Source organism: Streptomyces sp. WELS2, from assembly GCF_013870595.1.
Taxonomy (GTDB): Bacteria; Actinomycetota; Actinomycetes; order Streptomycetales; family Streptomycetaceae; genus Streptomyces.
Map to the genome: position 1 here is coordinate 1 of NZ_JACBWZ010000245.1, position 7921 is coordinate 7921.

Annotated in this window: 5 protein-coding genes; 3 read left to right on the forward strand and 2 right to left on the reverse strand. The window is 71.0% G+C overall.

Annotated elements, in window-relative coordinates; translation table 11 throughout:
• The first annotated feature begins 288 nt into the window (after positions 1-288).
• Positions 289-2265 (forward strand): threonine--tRNA ligase, encoded by a 1977-nt coding sequence (gene thrS, locus H5J33_RS16325; protein ID WP_181795634.1) that lies wholly within the window; start codon positions 289-291, stop codon positions 2263-2265.
• Positions 2266-2371: 106 nt separating this feature from the next.
• Positions 2372-2932: an HIT domain-containing protein gene (locus tag H5J33_RS16330; protein ID WP_181795635.1), complete on the forward strand. Its 561-nt coding sequence runs from the start codon at positions 2372-2374 to the stop codon at positions 2930-2932.
• Positions 2933-2968: 36 nt separating this feature from the next.
• On the opposite strand, the gene H5J33_RS16335 is transcribed toward H5J33_RS16330, so the two are convergent.
• Both H5J33_RS16335 and H5J33_RS16340 read right to left on the reverse strand, forming a co-directional pair.
• Positions 2969-4615 carry a hypothetical protein gene (locus H5J33_RS16335; RefSeq protein WP_181795636.1) on the reverse strand — a complete coding sequence of 549 codons (1647 nt, stop codon included), beginning with the start codon at positions 4613-4615 and terminating at the stop codon, positions 2969-2971.
• Between the two features lie 206 nt (positions 4616-4821).
• Positions 4822-7023 carry an elongation factor G-like protein EF-G2 gene (locus H5J33_RS16340; RefSeq protein WP_181795637.1) on the reverse strand — a complete coding sequence of 734 codons (2202 nt, stop codon included), beginning with the start codon at positions 7021-7023 and terminating at the stop codon, positions 4822-4824.
• A 307-nt stretch (positions 7024-7330) separates the two neighbouring features.
• On the opposite strand from H5J33_RS16340, the gene pgsA reads away from it, so the two are divergent.
• On the forward strand, positions 7331-7921 hold a 591-nt coding region (gene pgsA, locus H5J33_RS16345), incomplete at its 3' end, for a phosphatidylinositol phosphate synthase (RefSeq protein WP_181795638.1).

The following is a 7921-nucleotide window of genomic DNA, read 5'->3' on the forward strand; positions in this document are numbered from 1 at the left end:
GCCGGACTGCCCGTCCGCGTGCGAGGCCGGCTGGAGCGCCGCGGCGGCTTCCGCAGACTCACCGGCGCCGTCGGTGTCGCCGTCGTACCGGTGGACGACGCCGAACGGGACCGGCTGCTGAAGTCCCTCCAGGAGCACCCCGACTTCCCCGAGGACACCGGCGGGGACGCGTAGCCGGGCGCGGACGCAGGGTGACCGTTTCGCGGTCGGTGCCGTCGGGTCGGTACGATCGCCTGTGCGCGCGCTCCTGGTATGGCGCCGCACCCCACCTTCAGTCAGGAGAGACCGGTGTCAGACGTCCGTGTGATCATCCAACGCGATTCCGAGCGGGAAGAACGCGTGGTGACGACGGGCACTACGGCCGCCGACCTCTTCGCGGGCGAGCGCTCGATCATCGCCGCACGCGTGGGCGGCGAGCTGAAGGACCTCACGTACGAACTGTCCGACGGCGACGAGGTCGAGGGCGTCGAGATCTCGTCCGAGGACGGCCTGAACATCCTGCGCCACTCCACCGCGCACGTCATGGCGCAGGCCGTGCAGGAGCTCTTCCCCGAGGCCAAGCTGGGCATCGGCCCGCCCGTCAAGGACGGCTTCTACTACGACTTCGACGTGGACAAGCCGTTCACGCCCGAGGATCTCAAGGCCATCGAGAAGAAGATGCAGGAGATCCAGAAGCGCGGGCAGAAGTTCGCCCGCCGTGTCGTCACCGACGAGGCGGCCCGCGAGGAGCTGGCGGCCGAGCCGTACAAGCTGGAGCTGATCGGCCTCAAGGGCTCGGCCTCGCACGACGACGGCGCGGACGTCGAGGTCGGCGCCGGCGAGCTGACCATCTACGACAACCTGGACGCCAAGACCGGCGAGCTGTGCTGGAAGGACCTGTGCCGCGGTCCGCACCTGCCCTCGACCCGGCTCATCCCGGCGTTCAAGCTGATGCGCAACGCCGCCGCCTACTGGCGCGGCAGCGAGAAGAACCCGATGCTCCAGCGCATCTACGGCACCGCCTGGCCGTCCAAGGACGAGCTGAAGGCGTACCTCGACTTCCTCGCCGAGGCCGAGAAGCGCGACCACCGCAAGCTCGGCACCGAGCTGGACCTCTTCTCGATCCCCGAGCAGATCGGCTCCGGCCTGGCCGTCTTCCACCCCAAGGGCGGCATCGTCCGCCGTGTGATGGAGGACTACTCGCGCCGCCGCCACGAGGAAGAGGGCTACGAGTTCGTCTACACCCCGCACGCCACGAAGGGGAAGCTCTTCGAGACGTCCGGGCACCTGGACTGGTACGCCGAGGGCATGTACCCGCCCATGCAGCTCGACGAGGGCGTGGACTACTACCTCAAGCCCATGAACTGCCCGATGCACAACCTGATCTTCGACGCGCGCGGCCGGTCGTACCGCGAACTGCCGCTGCGCCTGTTCGAGTTCGGGACCGTGTACCGGTACGAGAAGTCGGGCGTGGTGCACGGCCTGACCCGCGCGCGGGGCTTCACGCAGGACGACGCGCACATCTACTGCACCCGTGAGCAGATGTCCGAGGAGCTGGACAAGACGCTCACCTTCGTCCTCGGCCTGCTGCGGGACTACGGCCTGACCGACTTCTACCTGGAGCTGTCGACCAAGGACCCGGAGAAGTTCGTCGGCTCCGACGAGGTGTGGGAGGAGGCGACCGAGACCCTGCGCCAGGTCGCCGAGAAGCAGGGCCTGCCCCTGGTTCCCGACCCGGGCGGCGCCGCCTTCTACGGTCCGAAGATCTCCGTCCAGGCGAAGGACGCCATCGGCCGGACCTGGCAGATGTCGACCATCCAGCTCGACTTCAACCTGCCCGAGCGGTTCAACCTGGAGTACACCGGCCCGGACGGCTCCAAGCAGCGCCCGGTCATGATCCACCGCGCCCTGTTCGGCTCCATCGAGCGGTTCTTCGCCGTCCTGCTGGAGCACTACGCGGGCGCCTTCCCGGCGTGGCTGGCCCCGGTCCAGGCGATCGGCATCCCGATCGGCGACGCGCACGTGGAGTACCTGCGGAAGTTCGCGGCCGCGGCGAAGAAGAAGGGCCTGCGGGTCGAGGTGGACTCCTCCTCGGACCGCATGCAGAAGAAGATCAGGAACGCGCAGAAGCAGAAGGTGCCGTTCATGGTCATCGCCGGCGACGAGGACATGTCCAACGGCTCGGTGTCCTTCCGCTACCGCGACGGCTCCCAGGAGAACGGCATCCCGTTCGACGAGGCCATCGCGAAGATCGAGCAGATCGTGGCGGAGCGGACCCAGGTCTGATCCGTACCGGATCCGCGGCCCCCGGGACAGCCGTCCCGGGGGCCCGCCCATGCGCGGCGGGGCCCCGAGTCCGCCCCGGCCGCACGGCGGGCCGGGGTGACGCCATATGCTGCCTAGCATGACGAGTGAGCCGGAGCAGCAGATCGGAGTGGGGACGCAGGACGCGTTCCAGCGCCTGTGGACGCCCCACCGGATGGCCTACATCCAGGGCGAGAACAAGCCGACCGGTCCGGGGGCCGACGACGGCTGCCCCTTCTGCTCGATCCCGGCCAAGTCGGACGAGGACGGGCTGATCGTGCGGCGCGGTGAGCAGGTGTACGCCGTGCTCAACCTGTACCCGTACAACGGCGGCCATCTGATGACCGTGCCCTACCGGCACGTGGCCGACTACACCGAGCTGACCGGTCCGGAGACCGCCGAGCTGGCGGAGCTGACCAAGCAGGCCATGACGGCCCTGCGCACCGCGTCCGGCGCGCACGGGTTCAACATCGGCATGAACCAGGGCTCGGTCGCGGGCGCCGGCATCGCCGCGCATCTGCACCAGCACATCGTGCCGCGCTGGGGCGGGGACACGAACTTCATGCCGGTGGTGGGCCACACGAAGGTGCTGCCGCAGCTGCTGGCCGACACCCGGAAGATGCTCGCGGAGGCCTGGCCGGCCGCCTAGCCGGACGGAGGGGTGCCCTCCGGGGAGGGCACCCGCTCACGCGTCGTAGAGGTCGGCCTTCCTCGGCGTCGGGTCCTGGACGTTGCCGCTGAGGAACGACGAGCGGGCGCCGAACTTCTCGGTGTCCACGCCGTTCTCCTCCAGCACCTTGATCGCCGCCGAGTGCACCACCCGCAGCACCGGCGTGGCCGCGCGCAGCGCGTCGTCGGCCATGAAACGATGGCGCCACGGCTGGTCGGCCCAGGCGTGCCGCAGACCGAACGGCTCGGGCAGGCCGAGGGAGCCGCCGAGCCAGTTCAGCAGCGGCGGGTACCAGGTGAGCGGGGCGCGGACGGCGAGCCGTACGACCTCGTCGGTGGTGACCAGCGGTAGCTTGATCGTGCGGTTCTCCCAGGGCTTGAGGGACTTGGCGACTTCCTTGGTCGGTGCCTCAGGCTTGCTGGTGAACAGCGGGTTCACCGGCCCCAGCGCGTGCCCGGTGACCTCGATGCGCAGGGTCTGGTGCAGCACGGTCACCGTGATCAGCATGGTGATCACCAGCTGTCCGTCCCACAGGGTCCACTGCACGCCCAGGTAGTGCCGGTCGCCGCTGCCGAACTGCTGCTTGTTGCAGATCTCCTGTATGGCGTGCGGCTTGACCTGGAACGCCTCGACGTCGGCGCCCTCGGGCCGGGACACCGCCGTGGCCTTCTCGCCGATCGGCGTGACGATCCAGTGCCGTATGGAGGGCTTGGGGAAGCCGCCGGTGTGCAGCGGGCCGCGTTCCAGCAGGGACAGCTTGTCGTGGATCGCGCGTATCACGTCCCAGCTGCGGAAGGGGTGGATCTCCCGGCCGGGGTCGGCGGGCACCAGGTCCTCGGCGAGCTGCCAGGCGCCCCAGCGGGTGCCCATGCCGAGTATGCCCTTGGGGCCGGCGTAGAAGACCGAGTTGGACTGCTGCTCCGCGGCCAGCCGGGCCAGGGACTGGCGCAGCTCCTCGGCGGCGGTCTGGTCGGGGCCGCGGGGCACGGCCTCCGGGATCTTGGCGCCGACGCTGGTCCCGGAGAGCAGGCCGTCCCAGCGCGCGCGCAGGTCCTTGGCGGTGCGTTCGCACAGCCGCCTGGCCAGGAACCAGCCGACCACGGGGGCCACGACGGCCGCGCGGGCGTACCACGCCCAGAAGCCGGAGAACGGCATCTTGACCAGGAACAGCGCGGCGAGCAGGCCGAAGCCCAGCAGGAGCACGGTGGCCAGCGTCCCGGCCCGCTTGTCGTCGCGGCGGGCGACGAAGGAGCGCAGCAGGAAGACCAGCAGCCAGCCGAGCATGCCGGGCAGGAAGACCAGGCCGCACACGACGGTGATGACCGTCAGGCGGTTGTCCCGCTCGCGGCGGATGTTGTTGGCGGCCAGGGCGTGTTCGACCACGAACTGCGGTTCGGTGCCGAAGGACTGGATGAGCGGTTTGCGGCCGGGGGCCAGCATCCGGTCCACGAGGGCCCGGGAGAACGCCTCGCCCAGATTGGGCCGGAACATCTTGATCCGGCCGGCCTTGACGGTCGACTCGTGCCACTCGTTGTCGGCCTTCTTGATCTCCTCGATCGGGCTGTCCCGGTACGCCGCGGAGGCCAGCGCGGCGGTCGCCGCCTGTCCCTCGCCGACCGAGACGGGTACCTGGGGCCCGTCCCACTCCGTTCCTATCGACATTCCCGCCCCTATCGCCGCCGGTGCCGTGCCTGCGGCCTTCGGCCTTCCCGACTTCCTTGCTCCGCACACCTGTTGACCGGTCGCCGGGCCGCCGCCGGGACGGCGGCGGCACGACGCCATCAGGTGATCAGCGTATCGGCCGGCACCGACAGCCGTGGGCGGACGGCCGAAGCCGCCCGCCCGTGCGCCGGTCCGGTGCTTCCGTGCTACCCCTCGTCCCCGGCCTGTTCGCGGAGGCGTTCGGCGATCTGCGGCGGCATCGGTTCGTGCCGGGCGTAGGCGCGGTCGAAGCGGGCGGTGCCGTGCGAGAGCGAGCGCAGGTCGACGGCGTACCGGCCGATCTCGAACTCGGGCACCTCGGCGCGGATCAGCGTCCGTCCGGAGCCGGCCTGTTCGGTGCCGAGCAGCCGGCCGCGGCGGCCGGAGAGGTCGCTCATCACGGCGCCCACGTACGCGTCGCCGACGAGCACGGTCACCTCGGCGACCGGCTCCAGCAGATGGATCCGCGCGTCCGCGGCGGCCTCGCGCAGGGCGAGCGCGCCGGCCGTCTGGAAGGCGGCGTCGGAGGAGTCCACCGAGTGGGCCTTGCCGTCCAGCAGCGTGACCCGGATGTCGACCAGGGGGTACCCGGCGGCGACGCCCTTGGCGGCCTGGGCGCGGACGCCCTTCTCGACGGACGGGATGAACTGGCGGGGCACCGCGCCGCCGACCACCTTGTCCACGAACTCGATGCCCGAGCCGCCCGGCAGCGGTTCCACCTCGATCTCGCAGATGGCGTACTGGCCGTGCCCGCCGGACTGCTTGACGTGCCGGCCCCGCCCGGTGGCCTTGGCGGCGAACGTCTCGCGCAGGGAGACCTTGTGCGGGACGACGTCGACCTGGACGCCGTAGCGGCTGCGCAGCCGTTCCAGGGCGACGTCGGCGTGCGCCTCGCCCAGGCACCACAGGACGACCTGGTGGGTGTCCTGGTTCTGTTCCAGGCGCATCGTCGGGTCCTCGGCGACCAGCCGGGCCAGGCCCTGGGAGAGTTTGTCCTCGTCGGCCTTGCTGTGCGCGCGGATGGCGACCGGCAGCAGCGGGTCGGGCATCTGCCAGGGCTCCATCAGGAGCGGGTCGTCCTTGGCGGAGAGGGTGTCGCCGGTCTCGGCGCGGCCCAGCTTGGCCACGCACACCAGGTCCCCGGCGACGGCGTGGGTCACCGGGCGCTGCTGTTTGCCGAAGGGCATGGACAGGGTGCCGACCTTCTCGTCCACGTCGTGGTCCTCGTGGCCGCGGTCGGCGAGGCCGTGCCCGGAGACGTGCACCGGCTGGTCCGGGCGCAGGGTGCCGGAGAAGACGCGGACCAGGGAGAGCCGGCCCACGTAGGGGTCGGAGGAGGTCTTGACGACCTCGGCGACGAGCGGGCCGTCGGGGTCGCAGGGTTTCAGCTCGCGCGGCCTGCCGTCGACCGTGGTGACCTGGGGCATGGGGTGTTCGAAGGGAGTGGGGAAGCCGCGGGTGACCAGTTCCAGCAGTTCCACGGTGCCGAGGCCCTGCCGGGCGCCCTCGGCGGCGGGGGCGGCGGCCAGCACGGGGAAGAAGGAGCCGCGTGCCACGGCCCGCTCCAGGTCCTGGACCAGGGTCTTGTCGTCGACCTGCTCGCCGCCCAGGTAGCGGTCCATGAGGGTCTCGTCCTCGCTCTCGGCGATGATCCCCTCGATGAGCCGGTTGCGGGCCTCCTCGATGCCCGGCAGCCGGTCCTCGCCGGGCTCGGACTCCTTGCGCTCCCCGGACGAGTAGTCGAACAGCTTGCGCGACAGCAGGCCGACCAGCCCGGTGACCGGCGCGTGCCCGTCGGGTCCCTCGGGGCCGCGCAGCGGCAGGTACAGCGGCAGCACGGCGTCGGGGTCGTCGCCGCCGAAGGACTGCGCGCAGATCCGGGTCGTCTCCTCGAAGTCGGCGCGGGCGGCCTCCAGGTGGGTGATCACGATCGCGCGGGGCATGCCGACGGCCGCGCACTCCTCCCACGCCATCCGGGTGGAGCCGTCGACCCCGTCCGAGGCCGAGACGACGAAGAGGGCCGCGTCGGCGGCGCGCAGCCCGGCCCGCAGTTCCCCGGTGAAGTCGGCGTATCCGGGGGTGTCGAGCAGGTTGACCTTGATGCCGTCCCATTCGACCGGTACCAGGGAGAGCTGGACCGAGCGCTGCTGGCGGTGCTCGATGTCGTCGTAGTCGGAGACGGTGCCGCCGTCCTCCACACGGCCCGCCCGGTTGACCGCCCCCGCGGTCAGCGCGAGGGCCTCCACCAGGGTCGTCTTTCCGGAGCCGGTGTGGCCGACCAGCACCACGTTCCGTACGGAGGTGGGCCGGTCGGCCGTGAGAGCCCTGCCGGCGGCTCCGGGGTGGTGTGTCTGTGCCTTGTCGCCCATGATCCTGCCTCCCGTGCACGGTGAGGTCACTGTGGGCGCGGACACGCGGGATCCGCGTGCTCTGGCGGCTCCGGCGACGCCCGCGGTTATTCGAGCTTTCCACTCCCGTCACGTTGCGTCCATACGAAGGACTACGAAGAGTGTGCGCTGATGTCCGTTTCCGTCACTCCGGCCTCGTGGGGCGGCGTGCGCACCGCTTCCGGGCACCGGCCGCGGGTGCCCGCCCGTCGGCCACGCGCGCGCGTGGCTACGATGGGCCAGCCGGCGGCCAGCAGGGGCCGCGGCGTCACCGACCGTCGGGAAGGCCATGCTGAACAAGTACGCGCGTGCATTCTTCACGCGTGTCCTCACACCGTTCGCCGCGTTTCTCATCCGGCGGGGGGTGAGCCCTGACACGGTGACGCTCATCGGCACGGCCGGAGTGGTCGCGGGGGCGCTGGTCTTCTACCCCCGGGGGGAGTTCTTCTGGGGCACGGTCGTGATCACCCTGTTCGTCTTCTCGGACCTGGTCGACGGCAACATGGCCCGCCAGCTGGGCCGCTCCAGCCGCTGGGGCGCCTTCCTGGACTCCACCCTGGACCGGGTCGCCGACGGCGCGATCTTCGGCGGTTTCGCGCTGTGGTACGCGGGCCTCGGTGACGACGACGTGCTGTGCGCGGTGTCGATCTTCTGCCTGGCCAGTGGCCAGGTGGTGTCGTACACCAAGGCGCGCGGCGAGTCGATCGGGCTGCCGGTCGCCGTCAACGGCCTGGTCGAGCGCGCCGAGCGGCTGGTGATCTCGCTGGTCGCGGCCGGTTTCGCGGGCCTGCACAAGTTCGGTGTGCCGGGCATCCAGTGGCTGCTGCCGATCGCGCTGTGGATCGTCGCGGCGGGCAGCCTGGTCACCCTGGTGCAGCGG

Bases quoted from the DNA above. Each gene is read 5' to 3' on its own strand.
- H5J33_RS16340 (WP_181795637.1), bottom strand. From the start codon at position 7,023: ATGGGCGACAAGGCACAGACACACCACCCCGGAGCCGCCGGCAGGGCT.
- H5J33_RS16335 (WP_181795636.1), bottom strand. From the start codon at position 4,615: ATGTCGATAGGAACGGAGTGGGACGGGCCCCAGGTACCCGTCTCGGTC.
- H5J33_RS16330 (WP_181795635.1), top strand. From the start codon at position 2,372: ATGCTGCCTAGCATGACGAGTGAGCCGGAGCAGCAGATCGGAGTGGGG.